17 protein-coding genes and 1 pseudogene are annotated in these 19,105 nt (G+C 66.6%); 9 read left to right on the forward strand and 9 right to left on the reverse strand.

The annotated features are described in order from the left end of the window. The first annotated feature begins 87 nt into the window (after positions 1-87). Positions 88-567, forward strand: a complete 480-nt coding sequence (locus QX135_RS01290; RefSeq protein ID WP_316177802.1) for a DUF2867 domain-containing protein — start codon at positions 88-90, stop codon at positions 565-567. A gap of 804 nt (positions 568-1,371) precedes the next feature. After that, positions 1,372-2,757, forward strand: coding sequence for an MATE family efflux transporter (locus QX135_RS01295; RefSeq protein WP_315735532.1), 1,386 nt, complete (start codon positions 1,372-1,374; stop codon positions 2,755-2,757). A gap of 5 nt (positions 2,758-2,762) precedes the next feature. On the opposite strand, the gene QX135_RS01300 is transcribed toward QX135_RS01295, so the two are convergent. Continuing rightward, on the reverse strand, positions 2,763-3,905 hold the full coding sequence (locus tag QX135_RS01300) for an FUSC family protein (RefSeq protein ID WP_316177805.1): 1,143 nt from the start codon (positions 3,903-3,905) through the stop codon (positions 2,763-2,765). A gap of 121 nt (positions 3,906-4,026) precedes the next feature. On the opposite strand from QX135_RS01300, the gene QX135_RS01305 reads away from it, so the two are divergent. Next, the gene (locus tag QX135_RS01305; RefSeq protein WP_316177807.1) at positions 4,027-5,397 is read left to right on the forward strand and encodes an MmgE/PrpD family protein; all 1,371 of its coding nucleotides are present in this window, start codon (positions 4,027-4,029) and stop codon (positions 5,395-5,397) included. Positions 5,398-5,405: 8 nt separating this feature from the next. Here QX135_RS01305 and QX135_RS01310 read toward each other — a convergent pair whose 3' ends face one another. Together QX135_RS01310 and QX135_RS01315 are read right to left on the reverse strand one after the other, a co-directional pair. Next, complete coding sequence (locus tag QX135_RS01310; RefSeq protein WP_316177809.1) at positions 5,406-6,806, reverse strand: serine hydrolase; 1,401 nt, start codon at positions 6,804-6,806, stop codon at positions 5,406-5,408. A 141-nt stretch (positions 6,807-6,947) separates the two neighbouring features. Further along, on the reverse strand, positions 6,948-8,024 hold the full coding sequence (locus QX135_RS01315; protein WP_316177811.1) for a helix-turn-helix domain-containing protein: 1,077 nt from the start codon (positions 8,022-8,024) through the stop codon (positions 6,948-6,950). A gap of 140 nt (positions 8,025-8,164) precedes the next feature. Between QX135_RS01315 and QX135_RS01320 the strand changes: the two genes are divergently transcribed. After that, a complete protein-coding gene (locus QX135_RS01320) occupies positions 8,165-9,082 on the forward strand; it encodes a pirin family protein (RefSeq protein ID WP_315735540.1) in 918 nt (305 codons plus the stop codon). 42 nt (positions 9,083-9,124) lie between these two features. Beyond that, entirely contained in the window at positions 9,125-10,039 is a 915-nt protein-coding gene (locus QX135_RS01325; RefSeq protein ID WP_315735541.1) for a phosphoribosylaminoimidazolesuccinocarboxamide synthase, read from the forward strand. A 1,141-nt stretch (positions 10,040-11,180) separates the two neighbouring features. On the opposite strand, the gene QX135_RS01330 is transcribed toward QX135_RS01325, so the two are convergent. Further along, on the reverse strand, positions 11,181-11,858 hold the full coding sequence (locus tag QX135_RS01330; protein WP_316177813.1) for a nitroreductase: 678 nt from the start codon (positions 11,856-11,858) through the stop codon (positions 11,181-11,183). 121 nt (positions 11,859-11,979) lie between these two features. Next, positions 11,980-12,645: an HAD hydrolase-like protein gene (locus QX135_RS01335; protein ID WP_315797196.1), complete on the reverse strand. Its 666-nt coding sequence runs from the start codon at positions 12,643-12,645 to the stop codon at positions 11,980-11,982. A 210-nt stretch (positions 12,646-12,855) separates the two neighbouring features. Between QX135_RS01335 and QX135_RS01340 the strand changes: the two are divergent. After that, positions 12,856-13,186, forward strand: a pseudogene (locus tag QX135_RS01340) (uroporphyrinogen decarboxylase); the annotation flags it as partial. Between the two features lie 25 nt (positions 13,187-13,211). Here the strand turns inward: QX135_RS01340 and QX135_RS01345 are convergent. Further along, positions 13,212-13,841 (reverse strand): glutathione S-transferase, encoded by a 630-nt coding sequence (locus tag QX135_RS01345; RefSeq protein ID WP_315797195.1) that lies wholly within the window; start codon positions 13,839-13,841, stop codon positions 13,212-13,214. A gap of 48 nt (positions 13,842-13,889) precedes the next feature. Continuing rightward, entirely contained in the window at positions 13,890-14,579 is a 690-nt protein-coding gene (locus QX135_RS01350; RefSeq protein WP_315775800.1) for a phytanoyl-CoA dioxygenase family protein, read from the reverse strand. Here QX135_RS01350 and QX135_RS01355 point away from each other — a divergent pair. After that, the gene (locus tag QX135_RS01355) at positions 14,578-14,757 is read left to right on the forward strand and encodes a hypothetical protein (RefSeq protein ID WP_315775801.1); all 180 of its coding nucleotides are present in this window, start codon (positions 14,578-14,580) and stop codon (positions 14,755-14,757) included. The genes QX135_RS01350 and QX135_RS01355 overlap by 2 nt on opposite strands. Before the next feature lie 141 nt (positions 14,758-14,898). Then, the gene (locus QX135_RS01360) at positions 14,899-15,501 is read left to right on the forward strand and encodes a hypothetical protein (RefSeq protein ID WP_315735555.1); all 603 of its coding nucleotides are present in this window, start codon (positions 14,899-14,901) and stop codon (positions 15,499-15,501) included. 17 nt (positions 15,502-15,518) lie between these two features. Here the strand turns inward: QX135_RS01360 and QX135_RS01365 are convergent, their stop codons facing one another. Continuing rightward, positions 15,519-17,012, reverse strand: coding sequence for an NAD-dependent succinate-semialdehyde dehydrogenase (locus QX135_RS01365; RefSeq protein WP_316177816.1), 1,494 nt, complete (start codon positions 17,010-17,012; stop codon positions 15,519-15,521). Between the two features lie 152 nt (positions 17,013-17,164). Further along, entirely contained in the window at positions 17,165-17,485 is a 321-nt protein-coding gene (locus QX135_RS01370) for a hypothetical protein (RefSeq protein WP_315758115.1), read from the reverse strand. Between the two features lie 343 nt (positions 17,486-17,828). Here QX135_RS01370 and QX135_RS01375 point away from each other — a divergent pair, with 343 nt between their 5' ends. Further along, positions 17,829-19,022, forward strand: a complete 1,194-nt coding sequence (locus QX135_RS01375; RefSeq protein ID WP_316177817.1) for a serine hydrolase domain-containing protein — start codon at positions 17,829-17,831, stop codon at positions 19,020-19,022. Positions 19,023-19,105: the final 83 nt, after the last annotated feature.

Consider the following 19,105-nt stretch of genomic DNA (forward strand, 5'->3'; position numbering starts at 1 on the left):
GCGCTGGCTTCGCGAACATGAGCGTGCGATGATGCTCCGCATCGCGCACAGCGCGGGCACAACCGTGACATGTGAGGCTCACTGCACATGGCCATCAGCGAGATCACTCCCAACATCGACCGTACCAGATGGCTCGCGGGCGCGGAGTTCGCCGATGCCTTTCGCATCACGATTGACGAGCCGGACATCGATGCCCGCACGGCGGCCGAGCGCATGCTCGGCCACGCGCCCTGGTGGATGGCGGCGCTCCTGAAGCTCCGCAACCTGCTGGTCAGGCCCTTCGGTCTGAAGACCTCGGGCGCGGACCCAGACAACCCACGTCCTCTGATCGGGATGTTTCCGGTCGTCGCCGAAACGCCGGCACGGCTCGTGCTCGGCTTCGACGACAAGCATCTGGACTTTCGCGTCCTGGTCGACGTCTCCTCTCATCGCGCAACGTCGCAGGTGACAGCGACCACTTTGGTGCAGACCCACAACGTTCTCGGCCGCGTCTATCTCACCGTCATCAAGCCGTTTCACCGCCTCGTCGTGAAAGCGATGCTCCGGCAGGTCGCAACGGCCGCCTGATTCCGCGCAAGCGTTTCACTCACTTCCCGCCGCCATTGCGAGGGCACAGCGAAGCAATCCGGAGCTCCGCGGAGGCAATCTGACTGGCCTCGCTGCGCTCGCAATGACGGTGAACACATCGAACTGCGGAGCTATCAGCCAAGCCGCGATTTCACTATTCACGCCTTTCCGAATTTTACGCTTGCTTTTATTCCGAAAGTCAGAAATACTGCGGCCATCCCGTCCTCATGAGAGGGGCGCTTCGCGATCGTCACGGACGTTGAGGGTGGGACGCGATGGATGCGGCGGCTCACAGCGCGCACTTGAGGTTTCCTCGAGGCTGGCGCGTGGACGAAGGAGCGGCCGTGTACGGCGAAATCGTATGGTCCTGGCCTCCCGATGCTGAGGTCAAGCCGGCGGGCGATCCGCAAGGTGACGGGGGCAAACAAGCTCGGTCCCCGGGGAGAGTACGTATAAGCCGTTCCAACCATGGCGCAGGGAAGGCCGGATGTGCGGCCCACCTGTGGTGACTGCCGCCTGCTACTTCTTTTGCAGGCGGGCCATGGGTGTGGTCAAGCACCCGGCCTTCCCTGCCCCTCTTCCTGTTCGAGGGGAGCAAATCGAGCATCACCCGGGCATGCCGTGCCGCGGGAACGTGTGTGGCCGTCCGATCCGATCTGGTTCGGCACGAGAGCAGTCCGCGATGGCCGACGTCGCGAACCCAAGCTCTAACGATGATGTTGCCGCGACGCTCGCATCTCGCACCGCCCATGACGACGACGGCGTGATGTGCACGATACTGCGGGGACTGCTATAGCCTCGATCATGACCTCCACAGCCGGAACCGACCACGCGCCGCCGCCGGCGGCGCCGACACCTTCTCTCGCGCTCGAACTCTGGGAGACGGTCCGCCTCGCCGCGCCGATGGCGCTGACGCAGCTGTCGCAGATCGCGATGATGTCGACCGACCTCGCCTTCATCGGCCGTCTCGGCGGCGATGCCGTTGCAGCGGCCGCGTTAGCGGGCACCGTCTACTTCGTCGGCTCCACCTTCGGCATGGGTCTGATGTCCGCGGTGGCGCCGCTCGCCGCGCAGGCGTTCGGCGCGGCCGATGCCGGGCTGGTCCGGCGGGCGCTGCGCGTCGGGCTGTGGGCCGGGCTGTTCATCGCGTTGCCGATCATGCTGATCGCGCTGAACGGCGAGGTCATCCTGCTCGCACTCGGACAGGCGCCGGTCGTGGCGCATCTCGCGCAGGACTATCTGGCCGGTCTCGCCTGGGGCATTGCGCCGATGCTGTGGTTCCTGGCGCTGCGCAGCTTCATGGGCGCCGTCAACCGCCCTGAGCCCGTGCTTTGGATCACCTTGGCCGCGATCCCGCTCAACGCGCTGCTGGTCTATCCGCTGCTCTACGGCCACTGGGGTTTTCCGCAGCTCGGCCTGACCGGCGTCGGCCTCGCCACCTCGACCGTCAACCTGGGAACGTTTCTTGCCGGTCTGTGGTTCGCCGCGTTGCGCCCGCCGTTCCGCGACTATCATGTCCTGGCCCGGCTCGGGCGCATCGACTGGCGGCTGATGCGGCAGCTCCTGATCATCGGCGCTCCGATCTCGCTGTCGTTCCTGCTCGAATATGGCTTGTTCTCGGCGGCGGCGATCCTGATGGGACTGATCAGCACGGCCGCTCTCGCCGCGCATCAGATTGCACTGCAGATCACGGCGATCCTGTTCATGGTGCCGTTCGGCATCAGCATGGCCGCGACGGTGCGCGTCGGTCATGCGGCCGGCCGCAACGATGCGCACGGTGTGCGCCGCGCCGGCCTGATGGCGATGCTGCTCGGCCTCGTCCTTGCCATGCTGTTCACGCTCGGCATCATCCTTGCGCGGTTCGAGATCGTGCAGCTGTTTCTTGGCGCCGGCCTCGCCGATGCCGCGGCGACTGCGGCACTCGCCGCCACGCTGCTCCTGGTCGGCACGACCTTCTTCATCACCGATGCGCTGCAAACCATCGCGGTCGGCGCGCTGCGCGGCATCAAGGATACGCGCGTGCCGCTGCTGCTCGCCGTGCTCGGCTATTGGCTGATCGGCTTTCCTGCATCCTACGTGCTTGGCCTGCACACCAAGCTCGGCGCGATCGGAATCTGGATCGGGCTGTCGATCGGCACCGCCATCTATGCGGCCCTGCTGGTGCTGCGCTTCCTGCGGTTGTCGCGATGAGGAGATCAGGCCCCCGCTGTATCCGGCGTCTCGTCGCGCTCCGGTCGATGCGGCTTCCCGGTCGACGCGCCCGCCCATTCGGCAACGACGCGCTCGAGGTCGATCAGGTTCTGACGCATCTGCTCCAGCGAGAAGCCGAGCGCGAAGAAGCGCTCGGCGGCGTCACCCGGCAGGCCCCGCGTGAGACCGTCGCTGCGGACGGTGGCGACCTCTTCCGCATAGGCCTTCACCGCGACGTGGATCGGCCAGATCGCCGGCGGACCGGAGCCGTTGCGGATTGCCGCGGCACAGCCGCGCAGATAGCTCGCGATAGCATCGCTGACGCGCGCCACTGGTCCCGACAAGCGCGCCTGCAGCTCGGATGGCAGCGGCACCACGCTGGCACGGCCGATCATCACGACGTCGTGGCGCAGGCGCAGGATCGTCCGCAGCAGCGGGCCGGTATCGGCGCCGGAGGACAGCCGCGCCGAGCGCTCGCGCTCGGCCTCGGCGCCGGTCGCGTTCAACTCGGTCAGGGCGGTGCCGATGCCGTCCTGAATCCGATGCAGCGCGTCGTTGTCGCGGCCGCGCGACAGGCCGGCCAGCAGCTCGGTGAAGGCGGCTGCAATCAGTTCGAGCAGACGCCCCGCCGCGGCACGTATCTGCACATGCGCGCGCGACGGCAACACGATGAACGATACGGCGAGGCCGGTCAGCGCGCCGACCGCGACCTCGAACACGCGGTCGATCGCGGAGCCGAGCGGATCGAGATGGCCCATCGTCGGCACCAGCAGCACGATGACCGCCGTCACGGTGGCGGCGTTGAGGCTGGGATTGATCGCGGCGACGAAAGCGAGCGGCGTCACCGCCAGGATCAGCATGCCGAGCAGTTGCAGCTCGCCCGAATGCGGGATGAAGACCGTGATGGCGCCGCCATAGATGGCACCGCCGATGGTACCGAACATGTAGTCGCGCGTTGCCTTCAGCGAGCGCCCCACGCTGCCTTGCGTCACGATCAGCGACGTCAGCACCGCCCACAGCGGCAGCTTCAATTGAAAAGCCGTGGCGATGGCGAAGGCAAGCGTCGCCGCCACCGTGCCGCGGACCGCCAGCGACATCGGCGCCTTGCGGGCGCGCAACCGGCCAAACAGCCGCTTCAAGGACATCATCAGTCGCTCACCTCGAACAGCACCAGCGCGATCCCGGCATGGCAGCTCCCCACCCGGCCGAACCGGCTTGAAAGGCGGAATCGGCTTGCCTACGGTCATTGCAACGATGCGAGGAAACACGATGGCCCAGGAAACCGCAACGCTCGCCGCCTATGTCGCGGAGCTGAAATATGACGATATCCCGCCTGAGGTGCTCGACCGCGCCAAGGTGCTGACGCTCGACTTCCTCGGCAGCGCCATCCGGGCCCGGCGCGAGGCGGAATCGACGCCGTCCATCGTCAAGATGCTGGCGGCGCTGAAGCTCGATGCGGCGGGCGAGGCGACCGTATTCGGCGACGACAGAACCTGGACGCCGGCGGTGGCGGCGCTGCTCAACGGAACGATGGGCCATTCGCTCGATTTCGACGATACCCACGCCGATTCCTCGCTGCATCCGAGCGCGCCGGTGGTGCCGGCCGCGTTCGCCGTCGGCGAGCTGGTCGGCGCGTCCGGCCGCGAGGTGCTGACCGCCATCGTCGCCGGCTACGAGGTGTGCTGCCGGCTCGGCAACGCGCTCGATCCGACCTCGCATTATGCCCGCGGCTTCCACCCGACGGCGACCGCCGGCACCTATGGCGCGGCCGCCGCGGCCGGCAAGCTGTTCGGCCTGTCGGAGCAGCAGTTGATCTACGCCTTCGGCGTGTCCGGCAGCCAGGCCGCGGGCTCGCTGCAGTTTCTCGTCAACGGCGCCTGGAACAAGCGCTATCAGGTCGGCGCGTCGGCGATGAACGGCGTGATCGCGGCGACGCTCGCCAAGAACGACTTCGTCGGCGCGATCGAATCCGTCGAGGGCAAGCACGGTCTTCTGGTCGGCTACACCGACGCGCCGCATCACGACAAGGCCGTCGCCGGGCTCGGCTCCACCTATGAGACGATGAAGATCGGCGTGAAGCCGTATCCGAGCTGCCGCTATACTCATGCAGCGATCGACGCCATCATCGCGCTGCGCCGCGAGCACAATCTGACGCCGGACCAGGTCAAGCGCATCGAGATCGGCCTGCATCGCAACGGCATCACGCTGACGGGCGATGCCGCGACCAAACGTCATCCGACCTCGATCGTCGGCGGCCAGTTCTCGATGTTCTTCACCGGCGCGCTGGCGCTCGACCAGGGCCGCTTCGGCTGGGACGACTACGTCAGGCTGGGTGACACCGCGATCAATGCGCTCGCCGACAAGTTCGATGTCGTGCAGGACGACAGGCTGGAGGTCGGCCGCAGCCATCCGTTCGGCGCGCGCGTCACCATCACCACGGAAGACGGCGTGCACGAGCGGCTGCACGACGATCCCTCGGGCGAGCCGACCTCGTTCCCCTCCGCGCAAGCGATGAGCGACAAGTTTCTGACGCTCGCGCGGCCAGTGCTGAGCAGCCGCGCGCAGAGCTTCGCCGATGCGATCCTGTCGCTGGAGCGGTTCGACCGTGTCGCGCAGGCCACCGCGCTGGGGAGAGCGTAGCGCATGCGTCATTCCCCATGGGTCGCCGCGATCACGTCGCTCACGAGCTGCGCCACGCCGTCGGCCTCCGGCGGCCAGTTCACGGTGCGCCCGAAGCGCGCAATGACGAGACGCTCGGAGGGGATGACGATGACATATTGGCCAAGCGTGCCCTTGGCGAAGACCGCGTCGCGCGGCCAGGCGTGGGAGATGCGGTAGTTGGCACCAAAGCTGTCGTCGCGATTGGTCCAGAAGCCGGCGCCGATGCCGACGAAGGCGTTCGGTGTGGGCGTGCCGACATAGTCGACCCAGCCCGCAGGCAGGATACGGCGGCCGGCGACGACGCCGTCGTCGAGATAGAGCTGGCCGAGCCGCGCCCAGTCGCGCGCCGACGCCAGCATCTGGCTCGATCCGTCCGGCGTGCCGGCGGCGTCGAACTCGAGCGTGACGCTGGTCATGCCGAGCGGATCGAGCAGCTCGCGATGCGCAAAACCCAGCACATCCGCAGCGCTGCCGCCGACGGCGTCGCGGATGAGATGAGAGAGGATGACGGTGTTGCCGTCGTGATAATTGCTGACCGCGCCCGGCGTGGCTTCGAGCGGCATGGTTTCGGCGAAGGCGGCGCGGTCCGTTTCGACGAACTTCATGCGGTTGACCGGCTCGAGCGCCGAGAACAGCGAGGCCTGCAGCGAGCTGCCGAGCGCGAGGCCTGCGGTGTGGCGCAAGAGGTGATCGACGGTGATGGCGTGGCGCGGATCTTTGTCGTCGCGCCACGCCGCGATGGGCGCGGGCGCATGCAGCGCGAGCTTGCCCTGGCGGACGAGAATGCCGATCAAGGTCGCGGTCATCGACTTGGTCGCGGAGAAGCCGAGCAGCGGCGTGTCGACCGCAAAGCCCGGCGCGTAGCGTTCGGCGATGACCTTGCCGTCCTTCATCACCACGACGGCATGGGTATGCCGGAACGGCGGCGAGTCCGGCTCGGCAAAGGCGCGATCGAGCGCCGCGGTCAGCGCTGGTGTCGCCGGCGCCACGCCGTGCGGCGGAGCGGTGCCGGGCAGCAAGGCCGGCTGGGACGGCCGGATGGCCGGCCAGTCCGGGCTCTCGCCATGATCCATATGGCAGCCGAGCCCGTCGCGAAACACCGCATGGCTGCGGCCGAACCCGAGCAGCGTCACGGTGACGTCCTTGGCGGCGCGATCGACGCGGACATCCATCGCCCAGCTCAGCAGGCCGGCGCCGGGCATCGCGGCCCGTGTCTCGGAGAGCGTGCGGTCCGGGTCGAGACCGGAGACGAAGGTCTCCGAGCACAGCACGCTGGCGATGAAGCCTGTCGCCACCTGGGGCACGTCGCGCGCCCGGGCGGCGCCCAAAGCGAGGGCGGTCAGGGCGACGGTCGAAACGAGGACGGGCAGCAGGCGGCGGCGGGTCATGGAAAGCTCCGGCAAGTGGACCGGCGGGACGACACCGCAAGCGCAGCCCCGCCGCTCGCCGATTTCGAAACGCCCACTTGCCGAAACCCACAACAACCTCGCCGATTTCGGAATTCCTCCGCGATTTCAATGCCGAAAACATCACGCTGCGGCCAGCCTCATGCGCCGGTATTCGGTCGGCGTCACCCCGGTCACCGCCTTGAAGGCGCGGTTGAATGGCCCAAGCGACTGGAACCCGGCGTCCATCGCGATGGTGATCACGGGCACCTCGGCCTGGGCGGGATCGGCCAGCGCGGCCTTGGCCTCCTCGATGCGGTGGGCGTTGAGGAAGGTATTGAAATTGCGGTAGCCGAGCTCGCCATTGATCAGCCGCCGCAGCCGGTATTCAGGAATGGAGAGCCGCGTCGCCAGCATGCCGATGGTGACGTTCTCCTGGCGGTAGATCCGCTCGTTCGCCATCAGCCGCATCAGTGCGTCGACCAGCTTGCGGTTGGCCGCCGTCTCCGCCCCTGGGACGACCACGGTAGCCGCTGCCACGCTCGGCGTCTCGACCTGCGGGGTCTCCGGCGCGAGCACGTCGCCGGCACCGACCTTGAGCAGCATCAACGCAACGGCGCCGACCACGCCCAAGAACATCGCCGCATTGATGACATTGGCGAGCTCCGACGGCCCGCTGCCGGCGGACGCGATCTGCAGCAGCGCGTTGACGCCGCCGTAGGCCATCGCCGCGATGACGACGAAGGCGCGGATGCGCCGCCGCCCCTCGACGAGATCCGCCGCCCAGGAACGGATGGTCTGCGCCAAGGTCAGGCCAAGGAAGCCGAGAGCCAGCACATTATTGGCGACGATCACGAGCCGTCCATGTCCGGCAGGCCCCAGCACGAGACAGCTCAGCAGGCTGAAGCCGAACACCGCGAGCCAGATCAGGCCGTGCAGCCAACGCAACGCAAAGCCGTCGTCGAACAGCGCGCGGCAGAACAGCCAGAGCACGACGATATCGGCGGTCGCCAGCGCAATCAGCGGCGCGGAAGCGAGCGATGGCGCAGCCGTGCCGCCGATGTTGAAGGTCGCGGCATGCGCGGCCGAGCCCAGCGCCAGCGCGATCGCGAGCCGGCCGCGCCATTGCCTGCCGAGATCGCGTCCCAGCGAGACGGCGAGCACGGCCAGCAGCGCGATGGCGGCGGCGCGAAGCGCGAGATCGAGGCTTTCGAGCGTCATCGTCACAAGTCCATTGTCAGCGGCGGAACTCTAGGCCGCAGCTTCGCTCCGTTCAAATCAAGCAAACGCGGCGACCTCCTGCCCTGCCGTCGCCTCAGCAAAGCTGCTAAGCTGGCGCGACCACATTGCAGGAGCGCCCCATGAGCTGGCAGCCATCGATCGATCCCGAGTTCGGCGATCCCACCTCGTGCGATGCGCTGGAGCACGTCATCGTGCCGCGCACCCGCGATCTCGGCGACGGCTTTGCGGTGCGTCGCGCGCTGCCGCATGGCCGCCGGCAGATGGTCGGGCCGTTCATCTTCTTCGATCATTTCGGCCCGGTGCAGTTCATGTCCGGTAAGGGCATGGACGTGCGGCCGCATCCGCATATCGGGCTTGCCACCGTCACCTATCTGTTCGACGGCGCCATCATGCATCGCGACAGCGAGGGCAACGTGCGGGAGATCCAGCCCGGCGCGATGAACCTGATGACGGCGGGCCGCGGCATCGCGCATTCCGAGCGCACGCCCGACCTGCAGCGGCAGAACGGGCAGAAGATGCTGGGCCTGCAGAGCTGGATCGCGCTGCCGGTCGAATCCGAAGAGATCGCGCCGAGCTTCCAGCATTATGCGGCCGACGCGCTGCCGACGGTCAGCGACACCGGCTTCTCCGCGCGCATCATCGCCGGCCGCGCGTTCGGCGCGGTCTCGCCGGTGACGATGGTCTCGCCCTGGTTCTATGTCGAGGTCACCGCGCAGGCCGGCACGGTCGTGCCGCTCGATCCCGACCACGAGGAGCGCGCGATCTATATCGTCGACGGCGAGGTCGAGATCGCGCGCGAACGCCACGAAGGACCGCGGCTGCTGGTCTTCCGCCCTGGAGACGCCATCAGCGTGCGCACGGTCAAGCCGACCCGGATGATGTTCCTCGGCGGCGACGCGCTGGAAGGGCCGCGCCACGTGTGGTGGAATTTCGTCTCCTCCAGCAAGGAGCGCATCGAGCAGGCCAAGCAGGACTGGAAAACCGGCCGCTTCGCCGCCGTTCCCCAGGAGCACGAGTTCATTCCGCTGCCGGAATAGGCTATTGAGAGCGCAACGCTCCCGTTTCGAAAGCCCCGCACGATGACCACGCTCCTCACCAGCAATCTGCCGCTCCCGAAAATCGGCCGCGGCAAGGTCCGCGACATCTATGCCGTCGGTGACGACCGCGTGCTGCTGCTCACCACCGACCGCATCTCCGCCTTCGACGTGGTGATGAACGAAACCATCCCGATGAAGGGCGCGGTGCTGACGCAGATCTCGGCGTACTGGTTCAATGCGCTCGAAGGCGTCGTGCATCACCACATGATCTCGGCCGATACCGATGAGATCATCGACCAAGTGCCTGAGCTCAAGCCGCACCGGCAGGAGATTCTCGGGCGGGCGATGCTGTGCAAGCGCACCAATGTGTTCCCGATCGAATGCGTGATCCGCGGCTATCTCTCCGGCTCGGCGTGGAAGGAATACGCGGCGAGCGGCACGCTCGCCGGCGAGCAGCTGCCTGCGGGCCTGGTCGAGAGTCAGAAGCTGGAGCCCGCGATCTTCAGCCCGGCGACCAAGGCCGAGACCGGCCATGACGAGAACATCACGATCGCGCGGATGCGCGAGGCGGTCGGCGACGAGACGGCCTACACGCTGGAGAGCATGACGCGCGCGGTCTATACGCTCGGCGAGGCGCTGGCCCGCGAACAGGGCATCATCATCGCCGACACAAAATTCGAGTTCGGCCGCGACAAGGACGGCCACATCATCCTGATCGACGAGGTGATGACGCCTGATAGTTCGCGCTTCTGGGCGGTCGATGCCTATCAGCCGGGCCGGCCGCAGCCGAGCTTCGACAAGCAGCCGCTGCGCGACTATCTCGACGGCGAACGCAAGGCCGGCCGCTGGAATGGCGAGGCTCCGCCGCCGCCTTTGCCGCAGAGCGTGGTGGATGCCACCAGCCAGCGCTATCTCGAAGCGTTCCGTCGGGTGACGGGAAGCGAGCTGAAGATCTGAGGATCGCAGGTTCACGCGTCGACGTTCGCGCTTGGGTTTGAGCTATCTCGTAGGAGCTCAGAACTAACAGAGTGCTTCGGGGACCCCCGACCCCTCCCCGCAAGGGGGAGGGGCCAATCCGCGGCCGCGTTCTTCGCTGACACGATACTTCTCCGCTCTTCTGCGAGTGAATTTGGCGAGAGGCTCGCTCTCCTTCTCCCCTCCCCCTTGCGGGGAGGGGTCGGGGGTGGGGGGATCACTCGACGAGACCATCATGATGCGCACAGACGCATCAACACGTCCCGCGGCGCCATCGCGCCCGAGGTGATCGCATCAAGACCCTCGAAAATGCCGAGGGCGCAGGGAAGGCCGGGAGCTGGCTGCTCGCATGGCCCGCCTGCTCAAAAAAATGCAGGCGGCAGGTACCACAGGTTCAGCCGAGACATCCCGGCCCTCCCTGCGCGATGGGTTTAACGGCTGCTCCGCGCTCTCCCCGGGGACCGGCTTGTTTGCCCCCGTCGCCCGCCACGACGCACGAACGTCATCGCGAGCTTGGCGCCAGCATCGGGGCGCCAGGACCACACGGCTTGACCGTCCGCGCGCTGCCATTCGTCAGCGCAAGAGCACCTGACAGGCACGCGGCCACCGCTCCCGCCTCTACGTATCGTGACGACGCGTACGTCCCTCTGCATGAGGACGGGATGCGCGGATAAGAGCACGACTTCGGAAAAATAGCAACAACAAAATCCTGCAAGAGGAATTCGACGTCAAATTTTCGATAGCTGACGCAAGACGTGTGCTCCTCGCCTCGATCGGCAGCGCCGAATGACGCCCTGACTAGGTTCGTTTTTTGGCCGGAGTTTCTTCTGCTAGATCTCTTTGACGCGGAGCGGCACGACCATATCGGCCGAATGACCTCGTCCGGGCCAGTTTCCCCAGACGACTTCCGCGCGGAACGTCCGCCCGCGACAGTGCACGGTCAGAACCTCTCCGACGATCGGCGCGATACCTTCGCAATAATTTTCATCGCGGCGGAGCTCCTTCTCGGTAACGAGCTCTCCAGACTTGAGAAGTATCCGTCTGATCCAATAAGGCATCTGTGATTTTTCGAGCTATCGAAGCCACGGCGTCTGTTGTCCCCTGCGGTCCCCGAAATGCCCGTCTAGTCCTCGAACCCTACGAACACCGTCGCGTCCTTCACCGACTTCCGCTCCGACACGACGGCATTGGCCGGGAAATCATGATCGGGCCAGCCGAGCGCGACGCTCTTCATGATGACCTGATCGTCGGCGATGCCGGCGTGCTCGCGGACCACGGGCGATTGCATGATGCCCTGGCTGTTGATGACGGCGCCGAGGCCGCGCGACCAGGCGGCGTTGACCAGCGCATTGGTGACGGCGCCGCAGTCGAACGGCGTGTCGTCGCTGCCATCGAGCGCACGATCATAGGTGACGATGATGCAGACCGGTGCGTCGAACTGGCGGAAGCCGCGCAGCACCCAGTCCTGTCGCTTGTCCTTGTCGTCGCGCGCGATGCCCATGGCGGAGAACAACTGCTTGGCGACCTGCACCTGGCGCTCGCGATGCGCGCCCGCGAAGGGTTGGCCGATACGGAATTCACGCGACTGCGGCACGCCGGCGACCATCCGCTCGGTGTTGCCGGCGCGGATGCGGTTCAGCGGCTCGCCGGTGATGACGTAGAAATTCCACGGCTGGCTGTTCATCGACGACGGCGCGCGCATCGCCAGCCCGATGATCTCCTCGATCAGCGCCCGCGGCACCGGATCGGGCTTGTAGCCGCGGATGCTGCGGCGGCCGAGGATGACGTCGTCGAACTGCATGTGTGTGATAGTCCCGTGATGACAACTGATCTGCCGCGAATATTCGCGGCTTTCCGGTTCCGGTGCAAGGTTGACGCGCGAACCGATCGGGGTGTCGCGAACACAGGAGGTTGTGATCGAACTATCCCTTCAGTATCGCCAGAACCACGCGCGCGAGATCGGCGGGACTTTCCACGAGGCGGTCGGCGCCGGCCGTCTCGAGCTCGTCGCGACTGCCATAGCCCCAGAGCACACCCAGGCTGCGCATCCTGACAGCGTGGGCGCCAGCAATGTCATGGCGGCGGTCGCCGACCATGATCCCCTGGGACGGCGCGATATTCCGCTCAGTGAGAATATGCGTGAGCAGCTCCGGCTTGTGGTCCAGCATGCCTGACGGCACCGAGCCGTGGATGGCGTCGAACAGCGACGCAAGATCGAGATGCTCGAGGATGCGGCGCGCAAACACCTCCCGTTTGGATGTCGCGAGATAGAGCCGCAAGCCCGCGCCATGCATCTCGTGCAGCGCGTCGCGAATGCCGGGATAGAGTTCGCTGCCGAACAGCCCGCTCTCGCCGTAATGCTGGCGATAGGCGGTCACCGCTTCGTCGACCCGGTTGTCGTCATAGGCCAGCAGCAGCGTCCGCAACATGTCCTGCAGCGGCGGCCCGATGACACTGCGGATATCGAGCGTCTCGTCCGGCGCATGCCCGAGCGTGCGCAACGCGGCCAGGGTGCTCGCGGCGATGCCGGGCTGGGAGTCGATGAGGGTGCCGTCGAGGTCGAGCAGGACAGAGTGAACCGAAGACATGTCCAATCATAGCGGCGGCCGCGAGAAGCGTAAACGACCGCTCCGCCCCGCGCTCACGCAGGCATCGGCTCCGCCGCTCGAACGGATGCATCAGGCCGATGGCATGAACAACTGCCCGCGGTCCGCCGCAGGCCTACCCTGTCAGGTAACTCCAGGGAAGGACCCACGCCGATGGCGCAGATCGCGACGATCGAAACCGGGCTCTAACGCATTCCGCTCGGCGTGACGCTGTCCGACAGCACGCATGGCGAGATGACGGAATTCGAGCTGAACACCTGCCGTGTGCGCGATGCCGACGGCGCGGAGGGCGTGGGCTACACCTACACGGTCGGCCGCAATGGCGGCGCCGTCGCCGATATCCTCGGACGGGAGATTCCCGAATCTGATCACGCGTCACGAGGCCGACGACACCGAGGCGATCTGGCACCGGGTGTGGTGGGGCCTGCATTTTGGCGGACGCGGCGGACCGACCGTGCTGGCGCTGTCGGCGCTCGACATCGCGCTGTGGAACCTCAAGGCCCGGCGCGCGAACCTGCCGCTGCGGTCTCGCGCGCCGCACAGCCGGCCTAAGCCTTTGCGCTCGGACGGCTCGACACCTCGCCGTACCATCGCTTGAGATGGCGGAGATGATCCGGCGGGTCGAGCTTAGCGCGGGCCGCGAAATCGACCGTCACCATGGCGCTGATGTCGGCAATGGTGAAGTCCGGCCCGCAGACGAAGGCGTGATCGGCCAGCCGCGCGTCGAGCCAGGCGAAGTAGTGCGCGACGCGCAGACGCCCCCGCTCGGCGAGCGCCGGGATCTGCTCGAGCGGCAGCGCGCCGGGCAGTGCGCGGCTCTCCAGCCCCGGCGCACTGTTTCGGAACGCTTCCTGAATGGCATAGATGCCGTCCCACTCGATCCGCCGGACCCAGCATTCGATCACGGCGCGCTCCTCCGCATTGCGTCCCATCAGAGCCGGCTTGGGATGCTGCTCCTCGATGTAGCGGCAAATCGCGATGATGTCGGTGATCGCAGCGCCGCTGTCGAGCTTCAAGACCGGAACCGTGCATTGCGGGTTCAGCGCGCGAAATTCCGGCCGAAACTGCTCCCCGGCGCGCAGGTCGAGCTGGACGGTGGGAATCGTGAGGCCCTTCTCCGCAAGGAAGATGCGCACGCGGCGCGGGCTTGGCGCGGTGGCGGAATCGTAGAGCCTCATGAGCGTCCTCTCTGCGGGATTTTGGCTGGAAGCAGCGGGATGGTGCCGCTACTCGGCGCCGAAGATCTCGTCCTGATCCATGCGCACCGCACGCAAGGCGCGGGTCCGGCGCCACTCGTCCAGCTGCACCCATGTGGCGTAGGTGATCAGCAGTGAGCGGCGGCGCGCGCCGCTGCGGTTGCGCGTCGCACCGTGCAGCATGTTGACGTCGAACAGCAGGATGTCGCCGGCCTCGCCCGCCGTGACGAACGCCGAGGACGCGGCCTGCGCATCGTCCGTGTCGGGGCGATGCGAGCCTGGCGCCACTTGCGTGGCACCATTGTCGGGGCCGAAGGAATCGAGAAAGGCCAGCGCGGAGACGGAATCGGTGCGCCGGCGCTCGACGCTGTCGCGATGCAGCGGCTGCGCGCCGCCATCGGCACACGGCTCGCGCCCTTCGACCTGGCCGAGGAAGAACGGCGCCTTCAGGACATGATGCACGGCGGCAAGCATCACCGGCAGGCGGCAGACCTGTTGCACCGTCGCATCGAGATCGACCATGGCGTGCCGCCAGTCGCGGCCGCGCGGCACCGGCCATTGCTCCGAGGGCAGCGTGCCGGACTCGAACGCATCGCGCAGTGGCGCGATCCAGTCCGCCGGGATCGCACCGCGCAGCAGCAGATAGCCGTCCTCCTCCAGCCGATGCGCATCGGCTTCAGAAAGCCGGCCGACGCCGGTGCGCGCGGGTGCCGCGGTCATGGTTGAGCTCGCAATCTCGAGGTCAGTGGAAACATTCGGCATCGTCGATGATCAGACGGCTCTCGGCAAGCGGCTGTCCTGGATGGGCACGGCGCGTGGCGGCGCGCGCTTGCGTTCATCCGGATACGGCCGTGACATGACGGCGCGACGGCTGAGCCTGAAGGAGATCCCGCACTGAGGCGATAGGTCGCGCGCGGCGCATCGGCCCGGCAAGGCGCCATTAATCACCCGTTAACCTCATCGACCTACGTCTTCTTGCAACAGACGGCAACGATCAGAAACATAGAGAAGAGAGCGTTCAGACTTTTCGGAAGAGCACATGGCGATCGTCCAAAGCACCAGCCAGATCTCTCCCGCGATGGAGCGGGTCTATCACCAGAGCAACCTGCTCGGCGAATGGAAAGGCAGCTGGACGGCCAGTGGCCAGGCGGTGAGCTTCAAGGTCGTCAACATTCGCGGCGCCGCGGCGACGGTGGAATACACCCACAATGGACGGACCGAGCGCGGCATCGGCCAGGTCAACGGCTCGACCATCGACTTCGGGTCCGTCACGCTCGGCACCAAGAACGGCAAGAACGCGGTACTGCTGTTCTCGGCCGGCGGCGGCAAGGCCACGGCGATGCTGGAAAAGCAGGCGCCTCCCGCCGAACAGAGCAACCTGACCGGAAGCTGGGCCGGCTATTCCGGCGAGAACGGCATGAGCGCGAGCTTTCGCGTGCTGTCCGTCAACGGCAAGGAGGCGCAGGTCAGCGTCACCGCCAATGGCGTGACGCGCCAGGGCACCGGCATCGTCTACAAGAACGTCATCATGTTCGGCCAGACGCAGATCTCGACCGACGACGGCAAGACCGGCAAGGTCATCTACCAGGTCGGCAACAAGTCCTACATGGTGCCGGTGGACAAGCTGCCCAAGACGGCCTGAGCGCAGGCGTCCAAAGTTCACACCCCCGCCATCATCACATACTTGATCTCGAGATATTCCTCGATGCCGTGGTGCGAGCCCTCGCGTCCGAGGCCGCTCTCCTTGACGCCGCCGAACGGCGCCACCTCTGTCGTGATCAGGCCGGTGTTGACGCCGACCATGCCGGACTCCAGCGCCTCCGCGACACGCCAGACCCGGCCGAGATCGCGGGCGTAGAAGTACGACGCCAAACCAAATGGCGAGGCGTTGCACATCGCGATGACGTCGGCCTCGTCCTTGAACCGGATCACCGGCGCGAGCGGGCCGAACGTCTCCTCCTGCGCGACCAGCGCGTCCGACTTCACGTCCGACAACACGGTAGGCTCGAAGAAGGTGCGGCCGAGCGCATGGCGTTTGCCACCAGTGACGATCCTGGCACCGCCCTTGACCGCATCGGCGATGTGGCGCTCGACCTTCTCGACCGCTTCCTCGTTGATCAGCGGGCCCTGCGTCACGCCGGCCTCGGTGCCGTCGCCGATCTTCATCGCCGCGACCTTGGCGGCGAGCCTCTCGACGAACTGGTCGTAGATGCCGTCCTGCGCATAGAGGCGGTTGGCGCAGACGCAGGTCTGACCCATGTTGCGGTATTTCGAGACCATGGCGCCTTCGACCGCCGCATCGATATCGGCATCGTCGAACACCACGAACGGCGCGTTGCCGCCGAGCTCGAGACCGAGCTTCTTCACCGTGCCGGCGGACTGGCGATACAGGATCTTGCCGACCTCGGTCGAGCCGGTGAAGCCTATGAAGCGCACGGACGGATGCTCGCACAGCACCTTGCCGATGTCAGGTGCATCGCCGGTGATGATGTTGAGCGCGCCCTTCGGCAAGCCGGCGCGTTCGGCCAGCACGGCGAGCGCCAGCGCTGACAGCGGCGTCTCGTTGGCCGGCTTCAGCACCACGGTGCAGCCGGCGGCGAGCGCGGGAGACACCTTGCGGGTGATCATCGAGTTCGGGAAATTCCACGGCGTGATGGCGCCGCAGACGCCGATCGGCTGCTTCAGCGCCAACAGGCGCGCATCCGGCTTCTGGGTTGGGATGGTCTCACCATAGACGCGGCGCGCCTCCTCGGCGAAGAACTCGATATAGGCGGCGCCGATGTCGACCTCGCCGAGCGCCTCCGTCAGCGGCTTGCCCTGCTCGGAGGTGAGGATCAGCGCGAGGTCCTCGCGGTTGGCCGTGATCAGCTCGAACCATTTGCGCAAGGTATTGGAGCGCTGCTTGGCGGTCAGCCGGGCCCAGGCCGGGAACGCGCGTGCCGCAGCCTCGACGGCTTGCGTGGTCTCCGCCGCACCGAGCTGCGCGACCTTGGCGAGCTCGGCGCCGGTGGCTGGGTTGACGACGGGGAACACCGGCGAGCCGACCCAGGCACCGTTGATGTAGCATTGCTCGCGCAGCAGCGACGGATCCTTCAGGCGGTCACGCAGGCTCGGAGCGCCAGTGGAGGCGCGGGCAGCGGCGGGCGGTGTCATCGGGTCCCTCCTCGAAAGCGAGCGATCTTTCCCCGAATATAGCCCCGCACCAGCCGAGGCGCACGGCTCGTGCGCCTCCTCAACGGTACATTCGATCCGGCGATCCGTGCCTGTACGGCACCAAATGCTGAATGACGAGGAGTCGACCAGGATCAGGCCGCGCCGCTCAAATAAGTCTCGCGGCGGCCGATCATGCGCTCGGCCGCCGCCTTGGCGTCGGCCTTGGTCGAGGTCGCGCAGGTGCGGTATTCGAGATCGGGCAAGGAGGCGGGATCGCGGCGCCCGAACCACGATTTGTGGCCGACGGGCAAGAGCGCCAGCGCCTGCGCCACATTGTCGACCGCTCCGAACGAATACAGCGCACCGGTCGCAGCGATGCGCACCTCATAGATGCCGGGCGTGATCGGTGCCTCGATATTGTCACCGCGCCCCGGGCGGGGATACCGCTTCCACTCGCTCCACGTCGAAATCATATCGCCCCCAACGGCGGACATTGCCGCCAAAAACACGTCATCGGCTCGAAAAAGCCGATCCTTCAACCCTTTAATGCAAAAATGGTTGCAACTCACAACAGTCGCAAGCCCATGGTGGGAACATGGCCCCCATGTGTCGGCCTCGCGGCTGGGTGGAACTAATCATGATTCTGGCGAAAAATTGAAGCGCTGTGGCCTTGCCGTGGCGCTGTTGTCCCCGCCTGCTTCGTCCGCGCCGCATCATCACGAGATCGCGACCGGCCGTTCGACCGACGGTCCTTGCTGGCCGGGCCGGCCCGAGGAACAATCGCCTACCGTCGTCAAGAACGGAACGGAGGAGACCATGCAGAACAAGACCGACATCGACGGCGTGCTGCGGCAGAAGGCGGAGGCGGGAGAGATTCCCGGCGTCGTCGCCGTCGCCGCTGACAGCAACGACATCATCTATGAAGGCGCCTTCGGCAAGCGCGACCTCGGCCGCGACGATCCGATGACCGCCGACAGCGTGTTCTGGATCGCCTCGATGACCAAGGCCATCACCTGCGCGGCCGGGATGCAGCTGGTCGAGCAGGGCCGGTTGTCGCTGGATGCCCCGATCGGCGCGGTGCTGCCCGACCTCGCCGCGCCCAAGGTGCTCGACGGTTTCGACGCCAATGGCGAGCCGATCCTGCGGCCGGCCAAGACCGCGATCACGCTGCGCCATCTGATGACCCACACCGCCGGCTTCTGCTACGACATGTGGAACGGCGACATGGCCACCTATGTGCAGAAGGCCGGCACGCCCGGCATCATCACCTGCAAGAACGACGCTCTCAAATTGCCGCTCGCCTCCGATCCCGGCACGCGCTGGGAATACGGCATCAACATCGATTTCGTCGGCAAGGCGATCGAGGCCGCGAGCGGCCAGACGCTCGACGCCTATCTGCGCGACCATCTGTTCGCGCCGCTCGGCATGGACGATACCGGCTTCAAGCTCGGTCCATCGCAGCGCGCCCGCCTGGTCGGCATGCATGCCCGCGGTGAGGACGGCACCCTGGCGCCGATCCCGTTCGAGCTCGAGCAGGAGCCGGAATTCCACATGGGTGGCGGCGGGCTCTACGGCACCGCCGGCGACTACGTCCGCTTCACCCGGATGATCCTCAACAACGGCCGCGGCAACGGCAACCAGGTGCTCAAGCCTGAGACGGTCGCGGCGATGCGCGACAACCATATCGGCGAGCTGGAGATGACGAAGATGGCCGCGGCGGTGCCCGGCGTGACCAACGACGTCGATCTCTATCCCGACATCGTCAAGAAATGGGGCTTGAGCTTCATGATCACGACGGCGCAGACGCCGGAAGGCCGCAGTGCCGGCAGCCTCGCCTGGGCCGGCCTCGCCAACACCTACTACTGGATCGATCCGGCGCGCGACGTCACCGGCGTGATCCTGATGCAGCTCCTGCCGTTCGCAGACCGGCTGTGCCTGGAGACGTTTGCAGGCTTCGAGCGCGGGGTCTATGCCGGACTCGATGCCGCGGGCGGACAGAAGGCGGCGTGAGCAGACGGCCAACTGACCGGAGTGAGCTCGTAATGAGTTAGTTGGCGTCATGCCCGGGCCTGGCCCGGGCATCCACGTCTTCG

Origin of the sequence: Bradyrhizobium sp. SZCCHNR1098 (assembly GCF_032489375.1) — a bacterium.
GTDB lineage: Bacteria > Pseudomonadota > Alphaproteobacteria > Rhizobiales > Xanthobacteraceae > Bradyrhizobium.